The 24,791-nt window shown below is 62.4% G+C and carries 24 protein-coding genes; 15 read left to right on the forward strand and 9 right to left on the reverse strand.

The window, feature by feature from the left end; all coding sequences use genetic code 11:
- Positions 1–3 precede the first annotated feature (3 nt).
- Entirely contained in the window at positions 4–405 is a 402-nt protein-coding gene (locus PHA81_RS08525; RefSeq protein WP_273836537.1) for a low molecular weight phosphatase family protein, read from the forward strand.
- A gap of 46 nt (positions 406–451) precedes the next feature.
- Positions 452–2,254: a flippase-like domain-containing protein gene (locus PHA81_RS08530; RefSeq protein WP_273836416.1), complete on the forward strand. Its 1,803-nt coding sequence runs from the start codon at positions 452–454 to the stop codon at positions 2,252–2,254.
- A gap of 354 nt (positions 2,255–2,608) precedes the next feature.
- Here PHA81_RS08530 and PHA81_RS08535 read toward each other — a convergent pair whose 3' ends face one another.
- Entirely contained in the window at positions 2,609–3,463 is an 855-nt protein-coding gene (locus PHA81_RS08535; protein ID WP_273836417.1) for a type II CAAX endopeptidase family protein, read from the reverse strand.
- A 323-nt stretch (positions 3,464–3,786) separates the two neighbouring features.
- On the opposite strand from PHA81_RS08535, the gene PHA81_RS08540 reads away from it, so the two are divergent.
- From PHA81_RS08540 to PHA81_RS08550, 3 genes are all read left to right on the forward strand, one after another.
- Positions 3,787–5,367, forward strand: a complete 1,581-nt coding sequence (locus PHA81_RS08540) for a PGF-CTERM sorting domain-containing protein (protein WP_273836418.1) — start codon at positions 3,787–3,789, stop codon at positions 5,365–5,367.
- Positions 5,368–5,637: 270 nt separating this feature from the next.
- Positions 5,638–6,000, forward strand: coding sequence for a hypothetical protein (locus PHA81_RS08545; protein ID WP_273836421.1), 363 nt, complete (start codon positions 5,638–5,640; stop codon positions 5,998–6,000).
- Positions 5,973–6,260 carry a hypothetical protein gene (locus tag PHA81_RS08550; RefSeq protein WP_273836423.1) on the forward strand — a complete coding sequence of 96 codons (288 nt, stop codon included), beginning with the start codon at positions 5,973–5,975 and terminating at the stop codon, positions 6,258–6,260. The genes PHA81_RS08545 and PHA81_RS08550 overlap by 28 nt, the downstream gene beginning before the upstream one ends.
- Positions 6,261–6,453: 193 nt before the next feature.
- Here PHA81_RS08550 and PHA81_RS08555 read toward each other — a convergent pair whose 3' ends face one another.
- Positions 6,454–6,765 (reverse strand): hypothetical protein, encoded by a 312-nt coding sequence (locus tag PHA81_RS08555; RefSeq protein ID WP_273836425.1) that lies wholly within the window; start codon positions 6,763–6,765, stop codon positions 6,454–6,456.
- 381 nt (positions 6,766–7,146) lie between these two features.
- Here PHA81_RS08555 and PHA81_RS08560 point away from each other — a divergent pair, with 381 nt between their 5' ends.
- On the forward strand, positions 7,147–7,830 hold the full coding sequence (locus PHA81_RS08560) for an SDR family NAD(P)-dependent oxidoreductase (RefSeq protein WP_273836427.1): 684 nt from the start codon (positions 7,147–7,149) through the stop codon (positions 7,828–7,830).
- 430 nt (positions 7,831–8,260) lie between these two features.
- Here PHA81_RS08560 and PHA81_RS08565 read toward each other — a convergent pair whose 3' ends face one another.
- The gene (locus tag PHA81_RS08565) at positions 8,261–8,941 is read right to left on the reverse strand and encodes an IS6 family transposase (RefSeq protein ID WP_273836429.1); all 681 of its coding nucleotides are present in this window, start codon (positions 8,939–8,941) and stop codon (positions 8,261–8,263) included.
- Between the two features lie 1,267 nt (positions 8,942–10,208).
- Here PHA81_RS08565 and PHA81_RS08570 point away from each other — a divergent pair.
- The 4 genes from PHA81_RS08570 (at position 10,209) to PHA81_RS08585 (ending at position 14,678) form a co-directional block, all read left to right on the forward strand.
- Positions 10,209–10,433 carry a hypothetical protein gene (locus PHA81_RS08570; protein ID WP_273836430.1) on the forward strand — a complete coding sequence of 75 codons (225 nt, stop codon included), beginning with the start codon at positions 10,209–10,211 and terminating at the stop codon, positions 10,431–10,433.
- Positions 10,434–10,597: 164 nt separating this feature from the next.
- Positions 10,598–11,359 (forward strand): helix-turn-helix domain-containing protein, encoded by a 762-nt coding sequence (locus tag PHA81_RS08575; RefSeq protein ID WP_273836431.1) that lies wholly within the window; start codon positions 10,598–10,600, stop codon positions 11,357–11,359.
- A 58-nt stretch (positions 11,360–11,417) separates the two neighbouring features.
- The gene (locus tag PHA81_RS08580) at positions 11,418–13,979 is read left to right on the forward strand and encodes a heavy metal translocating P-type ATPase (protein ID WP_273836432.1); all 2,562 of its coding nucleotides are present in this window, start codon (positions 11,418–11,420) and stop codon (positions 13,977–13,979) included.
- 402 nt (positions 13,980–14,381) lie between these two features.
- Positions 14,382–14,678, forward strand: a complete 297-nt coding sequence (locus PHA81_RS08585) for a hypothetical protein (RefSeq protein ID WP_005042079.1) — start codon at positions 14,382–14,384, stop codon at positions 14,676–14,678.
- A gap of 36 nt (positions 14,679–14,714) precedes the next feature.
- Here the strand turns inward: PHA81_RS08585 and PHA81_RS08590 are convergent, their stop codons facing one another.
- From PHA81_RS08590 to PHA81_RS08605, 4 genes are all read right to left on the reverse strand, one after another.
- Entirely contained in the window at positions 14,715–15,131 is a 417-nt protein-coding gene (locus tag PHA81_RS08590) for a Rieske 2Fe-2S domain-containing protein (protein WP_005042081.1), read from the reverse strand.
- Between the two features lie 29 nt (positions 15,132–15,160).
- Positions 15,161–16,036, reverse strand: coding sequence for an aminotransferase class IV (locus PHA81_RS08595; protein ID WP_273836437.1), 876 nt, complete (start codon positions 16,034–16,036; stop codon positions 15,161–15,163).
- A gap of 67 nt (positions 16,037–16,103) precedes the next feature.
- Positions 16,104–16,829: a helix-hairpin-helix domain-containing protein gene (locus tag PHA81_RS08600; RefSeq protein WP_273836440.1), complete on the reverse strand. Its 726-nt coding sequence runs from the start codon at positions 16,827–16,829 to the stop codon at positions 16,104–16,106.
- Between the two features lie 25 nt (positions 16,830–16,854).
- Positions 16,855–17,667, reverse strand: a complete 813-nt coding sequence (locus PHA81_RS08605) for a shikimate dehydrogenase (RefSeq protein ID WP_273836442.1) — start codon at positions 17,665–17,667, stop codon at positions 16,855–16,857.
- Between the two features lie 104 nt (positions 17,668–17,771).
- On the opposite strand from PHA81_RS08605, the gene PHA81_RS08610 reads away from it, so the two are divergent.
- Genes PHA81_RS08610 through ftsZ form a run of 3 tightly spaced genes read left to right on the forward strand, consistent with a single transcriptional unit; the run spans position 17,772 to position 21,756 of the window.
- Positions 17,772–19,166, forward strand: a complete 1,395-nt coding sequence (locus PHA81_RS08610) for a sodium:calcium antiporter (RefSeq protein WP_273836445.1) — start codon at positions 17,772–17,774, stop codon at positions 19,164–19,166.
- Between the two features lie 45 nt (positions 19,167–19,211).
- Entirely contained in the window at positions 19,212–20,597 is a 1,386-nt protein-coding gene (locus tag PHA81_RS08615) for a D-aminoacyl-tRNA deacylase (RefSeq protein WP_273836447.1), read from the forward strand.
- A 28-nt stretch (positions 20,598–20,625) separates the two neighbouring features.
- Entirely contained in the window at positions 20,626–21,756 is a 1,131-nt protein-coding gene (gene ftsZ / locus PHA81_RS08620; RefSeq protein WP_005042113.1) for a cell division protein FtsZ, read from the forward strand.
- Positions 21,757–21,766: 10 nt separating this feature from the next.
- Here ftsZ and PHA81_RS08625 read toward each other — a convergent pair whose 3' ends face one another.
- On the reverse strand, positions 21,767–23,182 hold the full coding sequence (locus PHA81_RS08625; RefSeq protein ID WP_273836450.1) for a right-handed parallel beta-helix repeat-containing protein: 1,416 nt from the start codon (positions 23,180–23,182) through the stop codon (positions 21,767–21,769).
- A 144-nt stretch (positions 23,183–23,326) separates the two neighbouring features.
- On the opposite strand from PHA81_RS08625, the gene PHA81_RS08630 reads away from it, so the two are divergent.
- Together PHA81_RS08630 and PHA81_RS08635 are read left to right on the forward strand one after the other, a co-directional pair.
- Positions 23,327–23,500 carry a protein translocase SEC61 complex subunit gamma gene (locus PHA81_RS08630; protein ID WP_005042116.1) on the forward strand — a complete coding sequence of 58 codons (174 nt, stop codon included), beginning with the start codon at positions 23,327–23,329 and terminating at the stop codon, positions 23,498–23,500.
- Position 23,501: 1 nt separating this feature from the next.
- Positions 23,502–23,939, forward strand: coding sequence for a transcription elongation factor Spt5 (locus tag PHA81_RS08635; protein ID WP_005042118.1), 438 nt, complete (start codon positions 23,502–23,504; stop codon positions 23,937–23,939).
- A 158-nt stretch (positions 23,940–24,097) separates the two neighbouring features.
- On the opposite strand, the gene PHA81_RS08640 is transcribed toward PHA81_RS08635, so the two are convergent.
- Positions 24,098–24,727 (reverse strand): hypothetical protein, encoded by a 630-nt coding sequence (locus tag PHA81_RS08640; protein ID WP_273836455.1) that lies wholly within the window; start codon positions 24,725–24,727, stop codon positions 24,098–24,100.
- Between the last annotated feature and the right edge of the window lie 64 nt (positions 24,728–24,791).

Genomic DNA, 24,791 nt, shown 5'->3' on the forward strand with positions numbered 1-24,791 from the left:
CGACTGGGCTTTGTGTGCGTCCGGAACGCCGGACGCTCGCAGATGGCGACCGCGTTCGCCGAACGCGAGCGAGAGCGTCGGGGTCTCGACGACGTCGAGATCCTGACCGGTGGCACCCACCCAGCGGATCAGGTTCACGAACCCGTCGTCGCGACGATGGACGAGGTGGGCTTCGATCTCGCAGGTCGCACGCCGCGCGAGATCACGACCGAGGAGCTGCGCTCATGTGACGTAGTTGCCACGATGGGCTGTTCGACGCTCGACATCGAGGGAGCCGAGTCGGCGGTCGATGTCCGCGACTGGGCGCTCGACGACCCTGGCGAGGCCGACATCGAGAAAGTGCGCGCCATCCGTGACGAGGTCGAACGCCGGGTCGTGGCGCTGTTCGACGGAATGGACGACTGAATCGCGACCCAGAAGGGCTTTGTCCGTGGCTGGCGCAGTCGAGCCAATGAGTCGCGGGGTCGACGTGAGCGTCGTGCTGCCGGCCTACGACGAGGCCGCGACGATCGAGGACACAGTGGCGACGACCCTCGATGCGCTCGGATTCTTCCTGCCGGCGGAGAGCTTCGAGGTGCTCGTCGCCGAGGACGGCTGTACCGACCGCACCCCGGAGATCGCTGCTCGACTTGCCCGCGAGGACCGAAGGGTAAAACACGTCCACAGCGACGACCGGCTCGGCCGCGGCGGCGCGCTCGAACGGGCTTTCCGCACGGCCGCGGGCGAGACCCTGGTCTACTTCGACACCGACCTCGCGACCGACATGAGCCATCTGGAGGAACTCGTCGAGAGCGTCCGGTCGGGCGAGGCCGACATCGCCACTGGCTCGCGGCTGCTCGCGGCGAGCGAGGCCGACCGCCCTGCCAAGCGCGACGTGCCGAGTCGCACCTACAACGGGCTCGTCAGACTGTTCCTCAGCTCGTCAGTCCACGACCACCAGTGTGGGTTCAAAGCGTTCGACCGCGAGGTTCTGGAGTCCCTGCTCGATGATATCGATGACGAGCACTGGTTCTGGGACACCGAACTCCTCGTGCGCGCCCAGCGCGCGGGCTACCGGGTCAAGGAGTTCCCGGTCGCGTGGACCCCGAAGGGCGATACGAAAGTGGACTTCGTCCGGGACGTGCTCGGGATGGGGAGCGCCGTTTTGCGGACGTGGTGGCAACTCGCCGTCGCGCCCCGGATCACGCGCCGCGTGACGCTCGTCGCCGGCACGCTCCTCACGATCCTCGCGATCGGGCTGATGACCCAGTATCTCGACGTTGGGACCGTGCTCGAAGAGATGCGCGCGGCCGACCCCGCGCTCGTCGCCGCGGCCGCGCTCGTCTACGCGCTCTCGTGGCCAGTGCGCGGCGCGCGCTACCGTGACATCCTCGACGAGTTGGGATTCACCGAGGGCGTTGGCTTCCTCACTGGTGCGGTGTTCATCTCTCAAACGGGGAACCTCGTCTTCCCGGCGCGAGCGGGCGACGCGGTCCGGGCGTACGTCGTCAAGACCCGCCGACGCGTGCCCTATCCCACGGGATTCGCCTCGCTCGCGGTCGAGCGCGTGTTCGATCTGCTCACGATCACTCTGCTCGCCGGCGTCGTCCTGATGGGCCTCGCCGCCACCGGGATCACCAGTCTCTCGGGGCTCGGCGCGACCGTCGCCAGCGGGAACCAGAGCGGCCGGACCGCCATCCTCGTCGCCAGCGGCGTGGGCCTCGCCGCGATCGTCGCGGTGGCCGCGATCGTCGCCAGCGCACGCTCCGATCGGAACCTCGTTCGTCGCGGGATCCGCCGCTTCAGCACCGACGCGTACGCCGATCGGGTCGCGGGCGTGATCGAACGGTTCGTCGGCGATATTCAGGCGGTCGCGAACGACCGACGCGCGTTCGCCCGCGTCGGCGCGACGAGCCTCCTGATCTGGACGCTCGACGTCGTGACTGCGTTGCTGGTGTTCGCCGCGTTCGACGTCTCGCTCCCGCTCGGGACGCTGATCGCGGTCGGCTTTTTCGCCGTGAGCGTCGGGAATCTCGCCAAGGTGCTCCCGCTCTCGCCCGGCGGGATCGGGCTCTACGAGGGGGCGTTCAGCCTGCTCGTGGTCGGGCTCACGCCCGTCGCCACCCCGGTCGCGCTCGGCGCGGCCATCGTCGACCATTTCGTGAAAAACGTCGTCACCGTCATCGGTGGGGTGGCCGCCATGCTGGTGCTCAATGTCTCGCTCACCACCGCCGTCGAGGAGGGCCGCGAGGTCGAGACGACGCCGACTGAATAGCATCCACGTTTTTACTGCGGGGGGTGCGCTCGCTGCGCTCACGGGTCGCGTTCGCTCCCCGTTCGCATTCGAGGTCGTCCGAGAGAGCGAAGCTCTCTCGTGATGATGAAAGACGCTTCGCGTCTTCCGGCGGATCAAAAACCCCGCTCACTCCGTTCGCTCGTGGTACAACGACTATCGGGATTAGCACTGATTTCAGACCTCCGAAATCACGGGCTGTCGACCTGTTGAGGGCTGCGTGTGAGATACAGAGCGTGTATCTTGCAATTGGCCTCTGTCGCTACCTTTTATCCCCTTAGCTATCAAATTGACCTCTGTCAGCAAGCAAGTCCCTACTGACAGAGGTTGTCTTATTCAATCGGCGGTGCTGGACTCATCTTTTCTGACAGCAGCAGAATCCGATTGTGGTGTCCGTGCGAGGTAGCGTCCACCATAGATACTGAGAAGAATGAGCGCTGCGGCCCACCATATAACTGGTTCAATAATAATCGAGAGAGGGATTTCAGTACCCCCAGGAAACTGGAAGCTGGCGGGCGAGTTGAAGAGGTAGCCGACGTTGTACATCGCATGAAATATCATACATATCAGAACGCTCCCGCTGGTGCTATTGTATAGCCATGTGATGATGATTGACTCAGGAATGACCCGAAGTGAGGAGACGAATGCTGACGCAGCATTGAATCCTCCATCAACAAGATAGAGCGGGAAGTGCCAGAATGCCCAAGCGATACCAATGATGAGGCTAGCAGCAAACGCCCCATAGGCTGCTTGCAACCGTGGGAGTGCAAATCCTCGCCATCCCAGCTCTTCTTGACCTCCTCCAACAAAGAAGACAAATAGGAAGCTGAAGATGAATTGATCGGTTGGCCTGTAGAATACGGAAGCGCCGATGAGACCGAGCACTAGTACAGAGAGTGCTTGCAAGAGAACTGGAACAGCTACCGCTGCGAGATACCATCGAACTTTGATTCGCCACTTGAGTGCCTGTGAAGCCCATGTCCGCAAGTCTCCGTCTGTAGCTCGAAGAACAAGTGCAGCAGCGATTGGTGGACCGAACGCCGCCGGTACAGTCCATAGAGAACTATTGGGTTCTCCCTCCGTCCCTGGAAGAGCATCGCCTCCAATCCATACAAGCCACGAAAACACGAAGGTCGTGAAGAAGAATACAGCAACAGGATGCTTCCCCACGATCGACGATTCATCGCTCATAGAGCGCTACGAACCACATTTAATCGGCCACGGTTAGTTTGTGTTCTTTCGTTCTCCACCGTCCCCCGCCTCGGCACAGGCGGGATAAGTATGAGCACGAGTGACGTGCAAGATACACGCTGTGTATTCAGCAGCGTCCAGACGAACCGACGAGCTTCTGATAAGAGTGGCGTGATGGATAGAAAGGGTGAAGTTGACGCAAGATCCATTGAGCAGGACCACATCGAGATGTTGTGAGGAGAGGAAGAAACCCCCTTGTACTTATGTCCTAGATGTGAACGTTTCTTTTGAAACCAATGGTATCCGGGTTACCAGTACATCGAATGGCTGCACTCGTGAGCGTCGTGTTGCTCTTAGGAGCAGGGCTGACATTTGCACCTATAACGGTAGCTCAGGATGGCGGAGACGCATCAACCACGGGTGAACCGAACGACAATCGAGAGAATGCAGTCTCTCTCAATTTCGAGAGTAGGCCTGTTGAGGGTCTCACCGAAGCTTATGTTGATGGATTTGACAATCAGTCAAGTCTAGCGAGGTTTGGTCCAGGCGATGAAGAAGACTGGTATTCGTTCGAGGTAGAGGCTGGTCAAGCGATTCGCGCATGGGGGTACGGTGGTGTTGCGCAGGACGTTGAGGGGACCCTTGTCGGTCCTGATGGGAATGTAGTGGCTGATCTGACTATGGGCGGTGATAATTCGCCAAACGGTGCGGTTGCTGAGGAGTCGGGAACCTACTATATCCGTATGGTGAATAACACGATCACCAGTCCACCGATCGAATATGGTCTGACGGTCCAAGTAATCGAACAAAGTCAACTCGAACCCAACGACAACCGCAATTCAGCAACTCCGCTGACCCCTGAAGAACCGGTTACCTCGACTCTCGCTCCCGGCACGGACACTGACTGGTACGCGGTCGAAGCGAGTGAGGGAGCCACTATCAACGCGACACTCAATACGTTGTTCAGCAGGGCGGGAACCCCCTATGTCGGAAACCGCATTTCTGTTGATGTATTCGACGCTGATGGTGAGCGAGTCAGCGAAGCGGTTGACCTTTCGGACGTATATGTAGACGCGACGAACGAGACGGCTCCGGCCGGTGGCACTGACGTACAGAAGATAGCGGTAGTTGCAGAGTCAGTGGGGGAAGGAGTATATTATGTTCGCGTCTCGGGTGGGGAAGATGCATCCTCCATCGGGTTTAGTACGTACTCTCTCTCCATCTCAGGTGACGAGATCGAGGAACAGAGTGGCGACGACGGGAACGGAGCAGGATCACAACTACCGAATACATTCACAGTTCGAAGCACCGGCGAGGGACGGGTGTCGTATACAGCGACAGCGAGCGAGTCTATTACGCCGGGATCCGGTGCGGATCTCACCGGCGCAACCCAACCCGACGAAGTTTCTGGGTCAACAGCGTCAGGTTCGACTGCTCAAGGAGGGATCGATAACTACACGTTCAGCGGCGAACTCACCGACTTGAACCTAGAGGGCGGCCCCGCGGAAGTCTACGTTAACGGTGAACGGATTGATCCAGCAGAGTATCAGGCGACACCGACACTGACAACAACCCCTACGGCCACTCTTACACCCACCTCGACACCAACGGCCACGCCTACCCCGACAGCAACGTCTACGCCAACCCCGACAACAACGAACCCCGCAACATCGACTGTTAGGTCAACCACGATATCAACAGTTAGACCGACTTCGACAGTCAATCAACCAAGTATGCCGGTAACAGACGCGCAGACGCAGACCTTGACCGAAGGCAGTGGACAGATTGTCAATGGCACCGATACAGACACTGGAACATCAGGATCGAGCGGTCCCGGTTTCGGTGTCGTCGTTGCGGTTGTCGCCCTAGTTGTGACTGGAACGCTTGCAGCGCGGCGGTACTGATCCGCCACGCGACTCAAATACCCGGACCAGTAGAAGGTCTGGCTATAGAGATTAGCAGAGAGACTCATAGATTTGCGGCGATTTGAAGGTCGGCAGCGCTGTCGAGAGGTGCTCTACAACACTCGGTATCGGATGTTCGTCGCGACTCCGGCGAATGAATCGAATTGACGCAACCCAGAGCAAGCTGTACTTGTAGCCATGACTCGAACAGAAAACTCGATCGAAAGAGAACCATGAGCGACATTCAACCACTACGAACGGGACCGTAATGTGCCAGATACCGCATACACCGACTGGATCGAGTACCCTCACGCTCAGCTCCGGTTCGTTCTCGAAACCCAGCGCGGGACATCCACCAGATTCCTCGTCCAACTCGAATACTGCGTCGAAGGCGAGTGGCGGCCAGTCGTTCACTTCGACCACAACCCAGACGGCACCTACGGTCACGATCTCACCGAAGAAGGTCTACACATGGACATCTATCGCGATGGAGAACAACATCTCGTTCGACAGGACTTCCCACCCGTAGAGTTATCCAACGCGCCCGACTACTGTGAATCGTACATCAAAACCGAAGCGTCCCGACTACTCAGGAGATACGAACAATGGCACAATCTCACGACGGATCGATAATCGACGATCGCGACCTCGACATCTCCTTCGACCGCGACGACCTCCCCGAAGGCGAGGCCCGTCTCGTCATTCACGAGGACGGTGTAACCACCGTCATGCAGGGCGATGCTGAGAAGGTCAAACAGCGGTTCAAACAGCAACGTGCTGATGACCTCGACATGACCGTCGAAGGACTCGACGCCGCCATCGAGGAGTACCCGATGCCCGATAGCGACGAGGGGTTAGTACCTGCTGAAGAGTTCTACGACGAAAGCGCGTAATCCTATACGCTCCGATTTCGGTGCAATCATTCGGTTGTACCCCAACTGCGGTGGACTCGTAAGCGCCCTCATGCTTACCCTGCCAGCACCGAAGGGGTCCCCGGCGGTCACGACGGCAGCTGGACGATCTCCACCCCTCACTGGCGGAGCTTCTCAGTTACTTCCTGACAGTCGCCCACATGATGTGGAGAAATCACTGGACATACACCACCTGTGACCAGACCCAGAGAATCAGCACGAAAGCGGAAGAGCTCACAACTAACCAAGTAGCGAGAAATACCTTCTTGTGGGCGTAGAACTCTCCGGTCAGCAAACTCATTCCAATGCTTCCCAGCACCAAAAATTCAATCACAAGGCTCCCAGTACCGACAATATCTAAGAAACTTCCTCGATAATCCTCTGTAAAGTAGTCTATCAGAAGCTCTGGGACAGCCCACACGGTTGCCCACAAACAGAAGACTCCAATAATAGCACCGAGGATTCTTTTCCATCCCAGCGATCGCATTATATCATTCCTGGAATAGGAGACCCATAATTGTTGGTGAGACAGAGTCGGCGGTGGCGGAGGTCCTGTGCAATAATGCACCCTACCCTGTCAGTAGGCACTTGCTTGCTGACGGGGTGGCGCTCTGGCGTGATCGGCGCGACAACACCCCCTCGTTTGGAGTGAAAATCGGTCGAGAAACGACCACTCTTGCTGACAGGGGTGTTCTATAATAAATGCCGCAGGGCTACTGACAGCCTGTCAGTAACCAAGTGACTACAGACAGGGGTTATCCGTTGTAGTTATCTCCTACTTTGGACGAAAGACGTTGTCGCGCAGCCATGCTGAAATGTTCTCTACCGAAGACGGACATTTGTACACCGAGCAACAAAGGTCGAGCCTGTGAGTAAGACTGTTATCATCGCGGGAACTGGACCGTTGCTGGGCGAAGCAATCGCACGAGAGTTCGCATCACACGGCTGTTCACTGGGATTGTTCGCGCGCTCTACAGAGTATATCAACGACTTCGCTGCTGACCTCCGAGGTGAAGAGATTGATGCCGTCGCCGTTCCAACTGACGTGACTGACGCCGACGAGGTGGCTGCCGGTTTCGAGACTGTCCGTGAGAAGCTCGGCCCCGTTGACGTGCTGATCCACAATACTGCGGTCCGTGGGGGTGGGCCGATAACCCATTGTGACCCTGAACAGTTCGAGAATGTCTGGCGGAGCCGTGCCTATGCCGGATTTCTCTGTGCGAAGGAGGCTGTCGCTGACATGCAGGGTGGGGGTGGCACGATACTGTTTACCGGCACATCGTTCGCGCTTGATGGTGCGGCCCAGATGGTTGCTTGGGGTAGTGCTGGCTTCGCTACGCGGGGACTAGCACGTTCGCTTGCAGATGACCTCTCGGACGATGGTATTCAGGTGACATACGCAGCAATACGCGCTCAGATTGCCACAGAAGACGACGAACTCGGAGCAACGGCGGTTCGGGCGAATGATGTGGCCTCAACGTTCTGGAACCTCGCGGACAACGATACCGCCATCACGACCGAGCTGGACATCCGCCCGCGTGACTCCGGGTAGAATATTTCTGTAAACTACTGTTCGAGGCCTGTATCGTGTGTTCCTCCTCGTGCGATAACCGTCTCGGGTTCGAGTCGGATGATTCGGTAGTTTTCCCCGTCTAAGCCGATGAACCCATCATCCCATTCGCTCTTATCCTCTCCCAAATAGCGGCGTAGTAATCGCTCTGCGCGGTCCTGATCGAACGATTCTAGCGTTGCCTCGCCACGCATACCGACGTGTCGGACCACTCCTCTCTGTGGGTCAAATTCGACGATTGCAACTGCCGACTGAGGGAACTGCTCGACACGTTCGGGGTATGATCGGTCTGGTAATTGGGCAATGATCCAAACAATCTCGTCCTCCCAGAGATACCACAACGGCGAGATTCGCGCACCGTCGTCAGAGCATTGGGCTAGGAAACAAAATAGAGGGCGATCAAGGGCACTGTCTAGTTGAGAACCTCTTCGACGGGTGTTCGTCCATCGAGCGCTTGATTCGGTCGATCGTAGTTGTAGTGATGCTTGAACCGTCGCAGCCAGCGCCGTGCGCTGGCTGGACTCCCCCGCCAGAACGAGTGAAAGCGGTCGATCCGCATCGCCACAGTCTGAAACAGCTTCTCGATCAGATTACGCTCACTGTAGTTGAGCTGTCCGCTCAACTCACGCCGAGCGAGAGCAGTCAGATACCCGCCGGCGTCGACGAGAAACTCGGTATCTGAAACCTCATGTCTGGTAGTGAGTCGGTGGAGGAACGCCGACGCGGAATCGGTCCCGCGTCGGCTGAATACCTCGATATCGAGCAGCAGCTTCGAGTCGGTGTCGACAGCAGCGTAGAGCCACTTTTTCTCGCCGTCGACGGTAATCTGTTTCTCATCAACGGCGACCCGCGACGGCTCCGCCGTCGGCGGGTCAGCCTGGGTCTCTGAGAGCGTATGCGTCCAGTTCCAAACCGCTCCGTGGGAACGATCGACGCCAAGCCAATCAAATACAGCGACGATCTCCCGCAGCGACAGCCCCATCGAATGGAGACGCACCCCGAACACCCTGACGGGTGTCGGGGTGCGTTCGTTCTCCCAAACCTCATCACAGTCCACGTTCAACGTCTCTCCGAGCAGGTCTCCGAGTTTCATGACCAATACTCGCTACGACCTGCTCATTCCTCAAGCTACCTCAACTAGACAGTGCCCGATCAAGAAATTCATCGAGTTCTAGATCTAACCAGTCCTCTACAATTTCCATATCGGAATCAGCAGGTCGTGGTAACTAATCACTTGTCCCCGGATTCGCTCCTCCGCCGTGGCCCCTCACAGCCCCCGAAAGGGGCCGTCGGCGCTGGCAGGATAAGGCTGAATCTCGACCGCGAACGCGGCAGGGCGAACCGCACCGCCGGGGAGAATCCACACTGGGGGTTCAGGGTCACGTAGCAGCGTAGCTCGGTGGAAGGACAGCTAGACGTCCATCCCGGCCAGCCGGGGGTGGTTAGAGTGGAGTGACGTACTCTAACCAGCGCTGTCGGGACAGAGGGGTAGCCTGTGACCGTCCCTTCACTGGTCACTCCGGGGGAGAGAGGCCGCATAGCTCGCTGGTTCCCCCTTTGCTGTTGCTGTTGTCGGTTGTAGAGAGAGTAGGTGTCGTCGGTCGTAGAAGTAGAGCGGTAGCGGTCACAGTCGCCTCGGGAACCGGCTATTCGTAGCTGCTCGCTCGCTGGCTGACAGTCAGACAGTTGTTCGCGGTCTGCGGGGCCATCTTGGAGTGTCATACCCCTGGTTGACAGTCGGATATTGCTGTCTCGCCGCCCCTGCTGCTGGCTTTCTGGTGTTACTCGCGGCCTGCTTTCTGCTAGCCGGTAACTGTCGCTGTCCTCGGTGTCCTGGCGTGGTCGCTAGATCCCCGTCGGTCCTGTCACGCTGCTACACTTGGCTGGCTGGCCCAGGTTCGTCGCGTCGGTCTTCCTGGCTCTCAGTAGTGCGTCGGTCTGGGGCACCCTGGCTCGCGCTCTCAGCCGTCGCGTTGGTATCTCGGTGTGATTTCCTGGCCACATTCTGCCGTCGCTCTCTGCGGCTCTGTGCGGCGCTCTCATCGCTGCTGTTCTCGTGGGGGCCATTCCACCGCTGTCCTCGCTAGCTGGCGTCGCCCTGGTGCTGGTTCCTACTGTTCCGCTGGTGTCGTCGTCACCGCTGGATCGTCGCTGCTGGTCGCTGCTTCACGCCCTGGACTGTCCCCGGTGTCGTCGTCGCTGTTGGATCGGTGCTGCTGTTCTCGTCGTCCTCGTCGGTGCTGGATCGTCGCCACTCTGGACTGTCCTACTCATCACAATCTTGGGTGTTTCTTTGCCCCGCTATTTGGACTGTGCTGCTGGTCCTTCAGTCGTCGTGATCACGTCGGTATCCTCGTCGGTTGTCGGTCGTCGTTGTGCTCGTCGCTTCGGTGTATCGGTTCACGGGCCTGGGGGAAGACCTCGCCAATGAACTCGGCGGTGCTTCGGACGCAGGGGTAACAGTCTCGCAACTGGTTGACCGCATCGACAAACAGGAGGAAACTATCGAAAATTTGGAGAATGAGGTAGACAAATTACAGCAACGGTATAACGCGCTCGCCGACTACGTGGAAGACCTCGATTAACATCTACTATAGGGATTAGCTGAAGTCTTCGTACTTTCCAATATCACAGATTGGCAATCTGCTAAAATCGGCATGCAAGATACAGGGCGCGTATCGGTCAGCGGAAAACGAGGAACGAGGAGGTCGTCAACGCGTTCATACCCCTCTCTTCCCTACCCGACCGTATGCGTGAACTCGTCTTCGATCTCGAATATTCCCCGGACAATAACGCCGTTGCCGACATCCTCACCGCCAACCCGGAAACGAAGATTCGTTCCCTCTCCTGTCACGTCACTCCCGACAATCTCTGGCGCGTCGATCACGTAACCGGTGGTCAAAGCGCACTCGACGAACTCACCGACACCGTCGCCGACGCCGAGTACTACACCGACTGTCTGGCCCGCCGCGACTGCGAAGCCGACTGGGAAACCCAAGTCCTCGACCGCACCGACGACGCGCTCGTCCTCTACTCGTACTGGTCGCGGACCCCCTCCTGTACCTCCATCCCACACCTCGCCCTCGACCATTTCGGCGACGGCCTCATCTTCCAAACAACGTGGGTCGGCCACCGGTACGAGTGGCGCATCATTGCCCCCGACAACACCACCTACCACGCCTTCCGCAGCGCCATCGAGGCCGAAATCGACGGCACTACTGGTGTCGCCTTCGTCCGGGTCGGAGACGCGGACGACGCTACTCCGGACGATGGCGAAGCCTCACTGACGCCACAGCAGGATGCTGCCGTGCGGGCTGCCATCGAACACGGCTACTACCAGACTCCCCGCGGGATCGAAACCTACGAACTCGCCGAGAAACTCGGCATCCCCGGCTCGACGCTCTCCTACCGGCTTCGGCGTGCCGAAGCACAACTGGCCGACGCCTACGCGACTGACCACTCCTCGTCTACCCACTCCTCGTCTACCCACCTCTCTTCCCCCGACGCCTGACTGGAGTTGGTACACACCAAACCAAGGGGCTTGGCCTCCGGGGCTGTCTGTGCAGACAGTGATTACGAACGCAGCCGGTTCGGCCGGTCCCGAAACCAGAACCGTGAAGCTCGACGTACCGGGGATGGATTGTCCTTCCTGTGCGGAGAAGATCGTCAACAGCGTCTCGAAACTCGACGGCGTCGTCACCGTCGAACCACAGGTGATGACTGGCACCGTCACCATCGAGTATCTTCTCGAGACAGTTGCGGTGGACACGCTGATCGAACGCGTGCAGGCCGCCGGTTACGATGTCGAGTCGCGCGACGATCGGGAGATCGAACGGTTCGACGTGCCCGCGATGGACTGTGCGTCCTGTGCAGGCAAAATCGAGAACGCCCTCGATGCCGTCGCAGGGATTCGGGAACGTGAAACCCTCCCGACGACCGGTACCGTCATCGTCACCTACGATCCCGGTCAGACCTCGCGTACCGACCTCGTCGCCACCATCGAGAGTGCGGGCTACGAGGTAGAGGAGACCGGTCCGGAGACAACGGAGGAAGACCTCGTCGAGGAGAGCCGGGCGCGAGACGTGTGGCTGAGTCCACGCACACTCAAAACGTGGATCGGGGGTGGACTGTTGCTCGTCGGCCTCGTGCTGGAGTTCCTGCTGTCGGGATTCGACGTGACGCTCGCCGCGTTCCTCGGGCGTGAGTTCGGCACCGCCGAACTGTTCTACCTCGCTGGTGCGGTGATCAGCGGCGAGCAAATCCTCCGAAACGGGTACTACTCCGTCCGTACGCGCTCGCTGGACATCGACCTCCTGATGAGTCTCGGCATCCTCGGCGCGATCACCGCGAGCCTCGTCTTCGGTGAGGCGCTCTACCTCGAAGCCGGGATGCTCGCCGTGCTGTTCAGCGTCGCCGAGTTGATGGAGGAGTACGCGATGGATCGCGCCCGCTCCTCGCTCCGCGAGTTGATGGATCTCTCGCCGACGACCGCGACCATCCGTAGGGACGGCGAGGAGACGACTGTCCCGGTCGAGGAACTGCGCGTCGGCGATCGCGCCATCGTGCGTCCCGGTGACCGCATCCCCGCCGACGGGACAGTCGCTGAGGGCGAGAGCGCGGTCAATCAGGCTCCGATCACTGGTGAGAGCGTCCCTGTGGACAAGACGGACGGCGACGAGGTCTACGTGGGGACGATCAACGAGGAAGGCTATCTCGAAGTGGAGGTCACGGCGGAAGCCGAAAACAGCACGCTCGCCCGCATTGTCGAACTCGTCGAGGACGCCCAGCGGGACAAGACCGACCACGAGCAGTTCGTCGACCGGTTTGCCGGGCAGTATACTCCGGTGGTCGTCACGCTAGCGGTTCTCATCGCTGCCGTGCCACCGCTCCTCATCGACGGCTCCGTCTCACTCGGCATCGGCGGGCAGTCGCTCGTGTTCGCTGGCGACTGGGCGACGTGGTTCAAGCGCGGGCTCGCACTTCTCGTCCTCTCGTGTCCGTGTGCGCTGGTCATCAGCACGCCAGTGAGCGTCGTCTCCGGGATCACTAGCGCCGCGAAGAACGGCGTTCTCATCAAAGGCGGGAAGCACCTCGAATCGGTCGGGACGGTGAAAGCCGCCGCGTTCGATAAGACGGGAACGCTCACGCACGGCGAACTCACCGTTACTGACATCGTGCCCGCCGGTGGCGAGTCCCGAGAGTCGGTGCTGTCCGTGGCAGCGAGTCTGGAGGCACGCAGCGAACACCCGATCGCGGAAGCGATCGTGGGCGCTGCTGACGAGGCGGACGTCGCGACCGGTGACGTCTCCGCGTTCGAGAGCCTGACCGGAAAGGGCGTCCGGGCTGATCTGGACGGCGAGACGTACTTCGCCGGGAAGCCCGCCCTATTCGAGGAGTTGGGTCTTTCCCTCGACACCATCCGCGTCGCGTCCGATGGTGGCGTCGCGATCGAGGACTCCGGCAGTCACGAGACCGCCGTCGCTGGCGGGAAGACCATCAAAGAGTTGCAGGGCGACGGGAAGACCGTCATCCTCGTCGGTACTGAGGATCGGATCGTCGGCGTCGTCGCGGTGGCCGACGAGGTACGCCCGGAGGCGAAGCGAGCGATCGAGCGGTTCCACGACCTCGGCGTCGAGCACGTAGTGATGCTCACTGGTGACAACGAAGTGACCGCGCGGGCAGTCGGTGAGACGGCGGGCGTCGATGAGGTGTGTGCCGAGCTGTTGCCCGAGGAGAAAGCCGAAACAGTGGCCGCACTGGACGAGGAGTTCGGCGGGGTAGTGATGATCGGCGACGGGGTCAACGACGCGCCGGCGCTTGCGACGGCGACGGTCGGCGTAGCGATGGGTGCAGCGGGGACTGACACGGCAGTCGAGTCGGCAGACGTCGCGCTGATGGGCGATGAGCTGTCGAAACTCCCGTATCTATACGCGCTGTCGGGGAAAGCAAACGGCGTCATTCGAGAGAACATCTGGGGGAGTATCGGTGTGAAGGCGCTGTTGGCCGTGGGCGTCCCCTTTGGACTGGTGAACGTCGCGGTCGCCGTCGTCGTCGGTGACATGGGGATGAGCCTCGGCGTGACGACGAATGCGCTTCGACTAGCGAGAATCAACCCCGACCGTTTCGAGTGACGATCCCGGCCTACCTGCTCTCGCCTCGTTGAAATAGTCCGGCTGCGTTGCTGAAATCGTGAGAACCCTCCGCTGAATAGACCCGCTGCATCCCGTACGGCGATTTTGACAGCCATCGGAAAGTATGCAGACCAAGATCTGGATCCGATTGCCAGTCACCATACCGTTCTCCCGATCACAACCGTTACCGGACAACACCACCCAGCTCTCGGCGCTTCCTGCGGTCGTGCCTTCGCCCTTCATCCACCAGGAGAACACGGCTCTCCTGAGCCTCGACTCGCTGCGTTCGTCGAGACACCAGGACCGCACCGCCACTCCATCGCAGCAACCGCTGTCGGCCGCAAGCCACACCAGCCGCAAAAACCGGGAACCGTTTTTACCGATCGCGTTCGGAGGACGGTCATGCGCGAAGCGGACGAGGACGCAACGACGCGACAGCGGATCGCGGAGCACCTCCGCGGCGAGACGGCACCGCCGAGCATGCTGGCCGAGGAGTTCGCGATCACGACCGAGGCGGTGCTGGAGCACGTCGAGCACATCGCCCAGTCGCTCGAAACCGAGGACGAACAGCTCCTCGTTGCCCCGCCGGAGTGTCGCGACTGCGGGTTTTCGGCGTTCGACGACCACGCGAACCGCCCCTCGCGGTGTCCCGAGTGCCGAAGCGAGGCCATCGAGGAGCCGCTCTTCCGGGTCGAGTGACGTGAGCGCCGTGAGAGCCGGATTTCGGGAACGGCGTCAGGTCCCGGAGAAGTCGATCCGTCCGCGCGAGGAGAGGTCGTGTTCGCCCGACGGCCCCAGCTTCTCGAACTCGTAGTCGGGTTCCGTGAGGTAGACTGCGCCGTTCTCCACGGTGACGTCGACAGAGTCGAGCGTCGCACCCTCACAGGGACCGGTCGTACAGTAGCCCGTCGCCTGCTCGAACAGCGCGCCGTGGCGCTGACACAGGAGCTCGCCGTCACGTATCGCCGCACCGTCGCCCGAATCCAGCCTGACGTCGGTCCAGTGCTGGCAGTGATTCCGATACGCCGCAACCCCGTCGGCGAGCCTCGTCAGGATGGCTTCCTCGCGGTCGAACCCATCGCGAATCGTGAAGAGGAGCGTGTCGTCGACGGCGATCTCGTCGAGGGCGACGATCCGGCGCGCAGCGTCCATGCCGGTCGTCCATCCGCTTCGGGTTTGAATCACTCGTACTGCGCTTGCTCGACTCGCTCGTCGAACAGCCGCGAGAGCAGTCGCGTCATCGGTCCGCCGCCGACCGCGACCCCGTCGGCGCGCGCGATCGGCCGGAGTTCCCACGTCGTGTTGGTGAGAAACGCCTCGTCGGCCTCGCGAACGGCGGCGGTCGTGTACTGACCGGTTTCGACGGAAAAATCCTCGTCGGCGGCGAGATCGAGCACGACCGACCGCGTGATCCCGGGGAGCAGCGGCCCGTCGGTGCTTGGCGTCTTGAGCGTCCCGTCGTCGACGAAGAAGACGTTGCTCGTCGCGCCCTCCGTGAGGTTTCCCTCGCCGTCGCGCACCAGGGCCTCGTCCGCACGATACTCCTCGTTCGCCGCCCGCCGGAGTTCGAGCCGTGCGAGGATTCCGTCGAGGTAGTTGTGGGTCTTGGCGTCGCTCGGCATCGCCGCGTCCGGCACCGCGCGGGTTTTGACGGTCTGGACCGTCGCTGGACCGTCCCACACCGATTCGCCCGCGAGACCGCCCCGGGGGAGCTCCTCGACGATGATTACTACTGTTGGATCGACGTCCGATGCGGGCGTGAGCCGCCCCATCCCCGCTCCACGAGTCACCGACAGCCGAACGTACGCCTCGTCGAGATCGTTCGCGGCGAGCGTCGCCCGAACCCGCTCCTGAAGGTCGTTGGGCACCGCGTCGCCGAAGCCCAGCTGTTCGGCGGTCCGGCGGAGCCGTGCCTCGTGGGCATCCCACTCAAAGACCGACCCACTGTAGGATCGAAGGGTTTCGAACGCGGCGTCGCCGTAGCGAAACCCCCGATCGCGGACGCTTACGCTCGCCTCGTCGGCGGGCACGAGGTCGCCGTCGACGTGGTACTTCATCCGGCGTCTCTCCGCTGAGGTGTCCCGCGTCGTCGGCAGTACCGCGTCGTGACCACTTGCACGCTGCCTACTGCTGACGAGCCTTCGCGCGCTCGGTCCAGCGATCGAGCCGGCTCGCGGAGATGTCGGTCTCGTCGGCGAGAGTCTCCGAGTCGGCGTCAGCGAGGTCGGCGACGGTCTCGACGCCGACGGATTCGAGCTGTTCGGCGTAGGATGGTCCGATGCCCTTGAGCACGTCCACGTCGTGTCCGGCGGTATCGCCCGGCTCCTCGTCGGTCGGCCCCGCGGCCTCGGCGTCTTCGGCCGCCGAGATCGAGTCGTTCGTCTCCTCGGTGATCGAGCCGGTCGAGCCCGCCGCGTCGGTCCCGGCGGCAGCGCTCTCGTCGGCGGTGTCGACCGCATCGCCCGCGTCGTCGACGGCGGTTTCGTCCTCGTCGACATTTTCGGTCGGGGTGGTTTCGCCTGCGGGCTCGGACGGCTCGGCGTCGTCGGTCGTCGGCCCGGTCACTTCGCCCGGCTCCGCCCCACCTTCCGCATCCTCGTCGACAATCGATTCGGTCGATCCCGCGGCGTCGGTCCCCGCAGCGGCGGGCTCGTCCGCCCCGCTGCCGGCATCGCTCGTGTCTGTTCCCTTGACCGCGTCCTCTGAGCCCGTCTCCGGGGCTGTCTCCGAACCACGTTCGTCCGGTTCGCGTTCGACCGTCATACCGCCGTGGTCGTCGCTCGATCGGTCGTCGCCCGAATCCCGGCCGTCGATCCCGAGCATCGACTTGATGGTATCCAGCAGCGTCATGGATCGGGATTGTCTCCCCCCGGACTTAAATACGTGCCCGAAGCGCTTCGTTCATCACGTCGATCGGCGCATCCTGGCCGATCCACCGCTCGAACGCCGCGACGCCCTGATACAGCAGCATCCACCCGCCGTCGATGGTGGTCGCGCCAACCGTCGCAGCGTCTCGGAGCAGTCGAGTCTCGATCGGCGAGTACACCGCATCGAGGACGGCGAGATCGGCGTGAAGCGCCTCGGCAGGGATCGGCGTTTCGTTCGCCTCCATTCCGACGCTCGTGGCGTTCACCACCACGTCGGCGTCGGCGACGAGCCGTTCGAGCGGCGCGAGTCCGTGCCCGCTCGCGCCATCGACTTCTGCCGCGAGTGCGTCTGCACGTTCCACGGTGCGGTTGGCGATGGCGACCGACATCCCCGCATCGGCGAGCGCGAACGCCGCTGCACGGCCTGCCCCGCCCGCTCCGACGACGACCGCTCGTCCGTCGAGCGCCACGCCGTGATGGTCGAACGCCCGTCCGACGCCCTCGGCGTCGGTGTTGTGACCCGTCGGCATCGACGCTCGGTCGTCGGGACCGCCGAAATCGATGGTGTTGACCGCACCGATCCGCGTCGCGAGATCGTCGGGATCGACGTGATCGAGAGCGTCCTGCTTGAACGGGATCGTGACGTTCAGCCCCTCGATCCCGAGCGCTCGTGCGCCCTCGATGGCCGCTTCGAGATCGTCGGGAGCGGGTTCGAACGTGACGTACCGTGCGTCGATCCCGCACTCGTCGTAGGCCGCCTCGTGCATCGGTGGCGACAGCGAGTGGGAGACGGGATTGCCGACCAGCCCGAACACCTGCATGGGCGAGCGTCGTGAGCCGAAGCGATAAACGGGATGGTCGGCGAACGGCGGCGCTGCACGCGACAGCAAAAGAGATAGGTATGCCCCCCTCGCGATTTCCGGTAATGCTCGACCGTTTTCGCCATCCACTTGCTGCCGTCGCCGCGGCGCTGTTGCTGACGATGCCGTTCGTGGCGACGTTCGTCTCCTACGGCGGATACATGACCATCCACCCGGGCGAGAACATCGCCCCGGGAACGGCGGTCGTCGTCGCCGGACTGGCCGTTCTCGGGGCCGCCTTCCTGCTCGCGTGGGGAGCCGAGACCGCAGAGAAGGACGTGCCGCGCGCGTTCGCCATCGCGGTGCTGGCAGTGCTCGCCGTCGCGCCGGAGTACGCCGTCGACGCGCTCTATGCGTGGAACGCCGGTGCGTTCGAGGGGACCGCACAGGGCATGGCCAACGCCAACCTCGCGGTCGCCAATATGACCGGCGCGAACCGCATTCTCATCGGTCTCGGCTGGGCCGGTATCGCCCTTTTTACCGTGTATCGGGCGCGAAACGCCGACGATCCCGCGGTCGATCACCGTTCGGGGTTCCTGAAAAGCGCCGTCACGCTCGATCGTGACCTCGCGCTCGAAATCTCCTTCCTGCTCGCGGCGACCCTCTTTGCCTTCCTCGTTCCGCTGAGCGGAACGACGTTCAGCGGCGGCGGCCCGATCGGCGGTATCGGGTTGCTCGATACGCTCGTCCTCGTCGGACTCTACGTCCTCTATATCGCCATCATCATCCGCGGCGACGTCGAAGAGGGCGAAGAACACGTCGGCGTGCCCGCCTATCTCCAGTCGTGGTCGAAGGGACCGCGCATCGCCAGCGTTCTCGCGCTCTTCACCTACTCGGGTGTCCTGATCTTCATCGCCGTCGAACCGTTCGCCGTCGGTCTCGAACAGCTGGGGCTCCAGTACGGCATCCCCGAGTTCTTCATGATTCAGTGGCTCGCGCCGCTCGCGAGCGAGAGCCCGGAGCTCATCGTCGTCGCCTACCTCGTGAACAAGGCGCGCTCGACCGCGGGGTTCAACGCGCTCATCTCCTCGAAACTCAACCAGTGGACCCTGCTCATCGGTACGCTCGCGGTGGTCTATTCCATCGCGGCCGGCCACCTCGGGGGGCTGCCGTTCGACGAGAAGCAGGTCGCCGAAATCTGGATCACCGCTGCCCAGAGTCTCTTCGCGATCGCGCTTCTGACCAATTTCGAGATCAGTATGCGCGAGGCGATCGGTCTGCTCGTCCTGTTCGTCTCGCAGGTCGGTATCGAGTTCGCCATCATTCAGACGGTGGCCGAACCGCAGGCGACCACGCTGAGCATCAACATCCTCTACGTCTATACGGCGATATATCTCGTTCTCGGCGCGTGGCTGTTCTACACCCGCCGCGACGCGCTGGCCGACCTCCTCGGACGGACGACCACGATCGCTCGGGAGGCCGTCGGATCGGGAAGCACCCAGCCGGAACGGGCCGACTGAAAACCGAAACGAACGGGTTTCCCCGCTCGACCACCACGTCTCGACATGATCGGTATCGTCGTCAGTCGCGCCGATCCGGCGTCGGTCCACATCGGCGATCACCTGCTCGAACTCGATGACTGGGACCGAACGACGGACGACACCCGTCCCGACGGCGAGGGCGGCGGCACCGTCCACCGTACGCCAGGGTTCGAACTCCGCACGTTCGACGATCTCCACCTCGATCTCGAGGGCGTGGCCGACGTCTTCGCCGACCCCGAGTTCGTGGTGTTCGCCTCGAAACACGCCGGCGACACCGGGCCGCTCCTGACCGCCCACCACACCGGAAACTTCGGTCCCGCCGACCACGGTGGTGCGGACGGCGAACTCGCCCATTCCTGTGCGAACGCCCAGGCCCGAGTGCTCGATGCGCTCCGCGAACACGCGCCATCGGGGTACGACGTCGGAATGGAGGGCACCCACCACGGCCCCACCGATGTCGGCGCACCCTCGATGTTCGTCGAACTGGGGAGTGGAGAAACCGAATGGGACGATCCCGACGGCGCACGGGCCGTCGCACGCGCCGTCCTCGATCTGCGAGGAGTCGGGCCGTATCGCGATCGCCAGGTGGTGGGGTTCGGCGGTGGCCACTACGTCCCCCGATTCGAGCGCGTGGTACGCGAGACCGACTGGGCAGTGGGTCACATCGGCGTGGACTGGGCGCTCGACGCGATGGGCGATCCCGCCGATGATCGGGACGTCCTCCGGCGAGCGTTCGAGCAAAGCGGTGCGACTCGTGCGCTCGTCGAGGGGGAGCGTCCCGATCTGGTGAGCGCGATCGAGGCTCTCGGCTATCGTGTCGTGACCGAGACGTGGCTCCGCGAGACCACGGGCGTCCCGCTCGATCTCGTCTCGCGGGTCGAGGAGGCGATCGGCTCGGTCGACGCTGGGCTCCGATTCGGCGACCGTGCGCGCGCGGACGACACCGACGACGCTCGTTCCCCCGACGACATCGTGGTCACGTCCCTTCCGGCAGCACTGCTGGCGGAAGCCGAGGGGATCGACCCCGAAGCGGCGCGCGCGGTGGTCGAGCGCCACGCAGTCGCGTTCGACACCGAACAGGGCGGATCACGGCTCGCCGGCGAGGTCGCGTTCTCGACGCCTGACGATCGATGCACCGTCGTCGAGAGCTTCGCCGAACTCCTCGATAGAGAGTACGAGACCGTCGAACGCCGTGACGGCGCGCTGGTGGCGCGTGAAACGGCGTTCGACCCCGCGGCGGCACGCGACGCGGGCGTGCCGGAGGGACCGGCGTTCGGCCGACTCGCCGACGGTGAGGCCGTCACGGTCGACGGCCGGACGATCGAACCCGAGGGAGTCCACGAACGGCGCGAACGGCGATTTCCGCTCGACGAGTACAATGACACACCTCGAACAGAAGGGGAAAGATAAATAGCCGCCGTGCGTCATGCGGTCATAAATGGATTCGATCATCGAGGATGCCATCGACGAGACCCCGGCGAACGACGAGCGCGACGGCCGCGAGACACCAGCGGGCGAGCGCGAGAGGGGCACGATGACCAACGAAGAGCTCGCGGGAGTCGTCGACGATCTCAAGACACAGATCACGGTGGTCGGCTGTGGCGGTGCGGGCTCGAACACCGTCACCCGGATGGACAAGGAGGGGATCCACGGCGCGAAACTGGTCGCCGCCAACACCGACGCTCAGCACCTCGTCGAACAGGTCCAGGCCGACACCAAGATCCTGATGGGCCGCGAGCGCACCGGTGGGCGTGGCGCGGGCTCAGTACCAAAAATCGGCGAGGAGGCCGCGCGTGAGACCCTGGACGACATCCGGGAGTCGATCGATGGCTCGGACATGGTGTTCGTGACGGCGGGCCTCGGCGGCGGCACCGGTACCGGTGCGGCCCCGGTGGTCGCCCAGGCCGCCCAGGAGGCGGGCGCGCTCACGATCGCGATCGCCACGATCCCGTTCACCGCGGAGGGCGAACGTCGGCGCTCGAACGCCGACGCCGGCCTCGAACGACTCCGTGCGGTCTCCGATACCGTGATCGTCGTCCCGAACGACCGGCTGCTCGAATACGCGCCGAACCTCCCGCTCCAGGACGCGTTCACCATCTGTGATCGTGTGCTGATGCGCTCGGTCAAGGGGATGACCGAACTCATCACCAAACCCGGTCTGGTGAACGTCGACTTCGCCGACGTTCGCACGGTGATGGAGAACGGCGGCGTCGCGATGATCGGACTCGGCGAGTCCGACTCGGAGAACAAGGCCCGCGACTCGATCCAGTCGGCGCTTCGCTCGCCGCTCTTGGATGTGGAGTTCAAGGGCGCGAGCTCCGCGCTGGTCAACGTGGTCGGCGGTCCCGACATGAGTATCGAGGAGGCAGAGGGTGTCGTCGAGGAGATCTACGACCGGATCGATCCCGACGCCCGGATCATTTGGGGCGCGTCGGTCGACGAGAGCTTCAGCGGCACGATGGAGACCATGATCGTGGTGACGGGCGTCGAATCGCCCCAGATCTACGGTCAGTCCGACCTCGCCGACGAGACCGGTCGAGTCGACAACGACATCGACTACGTAGAGTAGATCGCAGTTCTCAGCGACCCTGGTTCCGTCTGGTCGCCAGCACGACGGCTGCGAGTACCGCGATCAGTGCCGCGGCGGGGCCGAATCCCGGACCATTACTCGACGATGTCGACGTTTCGTTCGTGCTCGCATCGCTGGCGTTCGCCACACCGGTTGTGGTCGTCGACGGGTGAGTCGTTGTCGTCGATGCGCGTGTCGTTCCGATCGTCGTTTCCGGTGGTGTTGTCGTGGTTGCCGTGGCGGTTGCGGTCGTCGTCTGCGTGGCGGTCGGCGTTTGCGTCGCGGTCGGAGTCGGCGTTTGCGTCGACGTTGCGGTGGGTGTTGGTGTCGGTGTCGCGGTCGGAGTTGGTGTTGGTGTCGGCGTTGCAGTCGGGGTTGGCGTCGGTGTCGCAGTAGGTGTCGGCGTCGATGTTTCGGTCGGCGTCGCGCTCGCCGTCGCGCTTCCTTCCGAGCCGAAGACCGCGATCGTCGCGGGCTGGGGGACGCCATCCGCGGAGACGGTGTTCGCCTCCGGATCGGCTGCCGAACCGTCGAGCTTCGACCACGCGTTGCCGTTGTCATCGCTACTCCAGAGTGCGAGTGAGGACTCGCTCACGCCGCTCGCGTCGTCGTCTGTGTACTGGACCGAGAGCGAGAGCGACCCCGTATCACCGTAAACGGTCGTCCGAATGGTCGTCCCGACGGGTTGCTGGTCGGACGGGGCGTTATCGGGGACACCGAGCGCGCGCACGCCGACGTTCGTCCCCGAGATATCGACCGTCACCGGCCCCATGTCGAGGTTCGTCACCGTGGTGTTCGAATCGCTGCCCGGCGTGAACTTGTCCGAGTAGAAATCCCAGAGGGAGTTGTTCATCGCAGTGTTGTCCGCGAACCGATTGCCGGTGCTGGCGCGCTGGACGTGCAGACCGTATTTGTTGTCGTTTGCCGTGTTCTCCGTGATCGTGTTGTCGCTCGACTGTTTGACCTGGATCCCGAGACCGTTCGTCCGGACGGTGTTCCCCCGAACGGTGGTCTGATCGGTGTCAAGTAGCGTGATACCCTCGGTCGCGCCGGTTGCGGTGATGTCCGCTATCGTCCCGTTCTCGACGTTCCGAAAGAGCACACCACGGGTGAAGCCCGCCGTCTCCACCCCCGTGACCGTGACGCCGGAGAGCGTCGACGCTCCTGCGACGGCGACGCCGACGCCCGAATCACCACCCGTGATCCGGTGGCCGTCGCCATCGAGAGTAACGTCGCTCGCCACAATCTGGATACATTCGTCGCCGTCGGCCGAGAGATCCGTCGTGAGTGTGTACGTTCCCGATGTATCGATCGTGGCACACGAGTCGATTCCGGTGGTCGATTGTGCGCCAGCGACCCCGATCGGAGCCGTGACGGCACCGAGAACCACGACGAGAACGCCGACAGCCACTCGTAACGTTACCATCGATTTCCTCCACGGCGTCGTTGATTCATCAACTCCGATAGGTTGCTGGCGAGGCGGTATCTATCTCGTGTTCTCGGGATCGAACCACGCGGTGGTCGTTCGGTGTCACAAGATAGAAATCCTTCCGGGGGCTATCGGCTACAAATGGACATCAAGTACGACCTTTCGAGCTATACGCGAGTGTTGAAACTCGCCAGCACACCGGACTGGGAGGAGTTCTCACAGATCGCGCTCATCGCGGGTGCGGGGATCGTCCTCGTGGGCATCCTCGGGTTCCTGATCGCCCTCGTGATGGGCTTCGTGCCGGGAGGACTCTGAGATGAGCGTGTACGCCGTGAAGACCACCGCGAGCCAGGAGCGTACGGTGGCGGACATGATCATGAATCGCGAAGAAAACGACATCCACGCCGCGCTCGCGCCCGACTCGCTCACGAGCTACGTGATGGTCGAGGCCGACGACCACGCGATCCTCGAACGCGTGCTCGACGAGATCCCCCACGCCAGAAATCTCGTGCCGGGCGAGTCCTCGATCGCGGAGGTCGAACACTTCCTCTCGCCGAAACCCGACGTCGAGGGGATCGCCGAAAGCGACATCGTCGAGCTCATCGCCGGCCCGTTCAAGGGCGAGAAGGCCCAGGTCCAGCGCATCGACGAGGGCAAAGACCAGGTGACGGTCGAACTCTACGAGGCGACCGTTCCGATCCCGGTCACGGTTCGTGGCGACCAGATCCGCGTGTTGGACTCGGAAGAACGCTGAAAGCGTTCCTCAAGCAGTCAGCGCGGCGGAGTCGCGCTGAATATAGCGAGGAGCGATAGCTCCTCGAACACCCGAACGGCGGGTTTCACCCGTGAGAACGCGGAAGAACGTTGAATCGCCGTCCTGAACGTTCCACTATCGGGGTACGATCGTTCGATTCAGTCAGCAGCGTTCGTTGCGAGAAGCGTCGCACAGCCCACGAGCGTCGATATCTGCGTTGACTCTACCGTTCCGTCCCGTCGGACGGCGACCTTGACGCCGAGGCTGTTGCAGGTGTCGACCACGAAATCGATCGTCGTTGATTCGTCGCCACCGACACCGACACCGAGCGTGTATTCTTCGGGCTTTGCGACCCCGATCTCGGCGTAAGCGTCGGGTTCGAGCCGGAACGTCTCTTCGAAGACGGCGTTGCCATCGCGTTCCGAAACGGTGGTCCGAACCGCTCGGGACGTCCCGGCGTCGTTCCAGACGGTGATCGTTCCGGAGCCGTCGCCGGAGGAGTCGTCGCCGATGGTCGCTGTCTCCTGTGCCCGGTTCCGCGTCGAGTTGATCTGGATGAACGTCTCACTCACCTCACCCGGTTCCGTGCCCCGAGTGGTGATATCCGAAGTCGTTGCTGGCGATCGATTCGCTGTGGTTGTCGGTTCCGGCGAACCCGACGACTCCCGGGACCGCATCGTGGTGGGGTCGGCCGACCCACCATCCCCGCGAACACATCCGGCGAGGATCGCACTCAGGCCGATCGAGAGGACCGTTCGTCGCCCGATTTTCGACGACTCGCCAACCATAGTTCAGTCTGTCGAACCCTCGAAATAAGTCTTCTGGCGTTCGTGCGTCGAAAGCGGCTGGGCC

The sequence above is a fragment of the Halococcus sp. PRR34 genome, assembly GCF_028617175.1.
GTDB classification, from domain to species: Archaea; Halobacteriota; Halobacteria; order Halobacteriales; family Halococcaceae; genus Halococcus; species Halococcus salifodinae.

Coding starts and splice junctions, on each gene's coding strand:
- PHA81_RS08605 (WP_273836442.1), bottom strand. CDS start 17,667: ATGCAGGTGTTCGGGCTGGTCGGCAATCCCGTCTCCCACTCGCTGTCG.
- PHA81_RS08535 (WP_273836417.1), bottom strand. CDS start 3,463: ATGAGCGATGAATCGTCGATCGTGGGGAAGCATCCTGTTGCTGTATTC.
- PHA81_RS08640 (WP_273836455.1), bottom strand. CDS start 24,727: ATGGTTGGCGAGTCGTCGAAAATCGGGCGACGAACGGTCCTCTCGATC.
- PHA81_RS08540 (WP_273836418.1), top strand. CDS start 3,787: ATGGCTGCACTCGTGAGCGTCGTGTTGCTCTTAGGAGCAGGGCTGACA.
- PHA81_RS08635 (WP_005042118.1), top strand. CDS start 23,502: ATGAGCGTGTACGCCGTGAAGACCACCGCGAGCCAGGAGCGTACGGTG.
- PHA81_RS08575 (WP_273836431.1), top strand. CDS start 10,598: ATGCGTGAACTCGTCTTCGATCTCGAATATTCCCCGGACAATAACGCC.
- PHA81_RS08555 (WP_273836425.1), bottom strand. CDS start 6,765: ATGCGATCGCTGGGATGGAAAAGAATCCTCGGTGCTATTATTGGAGTC.
- PHA81_RS08630 (WP_005042116.1), top strand. CDS start 23,327: ATGGACATCAAGTACGACCTTTCGAGCTATACGCGAGTGTTGAAACTC.
- PHA81_RS08550 (WP_273836423.1), top strand. CDS start 5,973: ATGGCACAATCTCACGACGGATCGATAATCGACGATCGCGACCTCGAC.
- PHA81_RS08615 (WP_273836447.1), top strand. CDS start 19,212: ATGATCGGTATCGTCGTCAGTCGCGCCGATCCGGCGTCGGTCCACATC.
- PHA81_RS08530 (WP_273836416.1), top strand. CDS start 452: ATGAGTCGCGGGGTCGACGTGAGCGTCGTGCTGCCGGCCTACGACGAG.
- PHA81_RS08625 (WP_273836450.1), bottom strand. CDS start 23,182: ATGGTAACGTTACGAGTGGCTGTCGGCGTTCTCGTCGTGGTTCTCGGT.
- PHA81_RS08595 (WP_273836437.1), bottom strand. CDS start 16,036: ATGAAGTACCACGTCGACGGCGACCTCGTGCCCGCCGACGAGGCGAGC.
- PHA81_RS08585 (WP_005042079.1), top strand. CDS start 14,382: ATGCGCGAAGCGGACGAGGACGCAACGACGCGACAGCGGATCGCGGAG.
- PHA81_RS08590 (WP_005042081.1), bottom strand. CDS start 15,131: ATGGACGCTGCGCGCCGGATCGTCGCCCTCGACGAGATCGCCGTCGAC.
- PHA81_RS08565 (WP_273836429.1), bottom strand. CDS start 8,941: ATGAAACTCGGAGACCTGCTCGGAGAGACGTTGAACGTGGACTGTGAT.
- ftsZ (WP_005042113.1), top strand. CDS start 20,626: ATGGATTCGATCATCGAGGATGCCATCGACGAGACCCCGGCGAACGAC.
- PHA81_RS08610 (WP_273836445.1), top strand. CDS start 17,772: ATGCTCGACCGTTTTCGCCATCCACTTGCTGCCGTCGCCGCGGCGCTG.
- PHA81_RS08600 (WP_273836440.1), bottom strand. CDS start 16,829: ATGACGCTGCTGGATACCATCAAGTCGATGCTCGGGATCGACGGCCGG.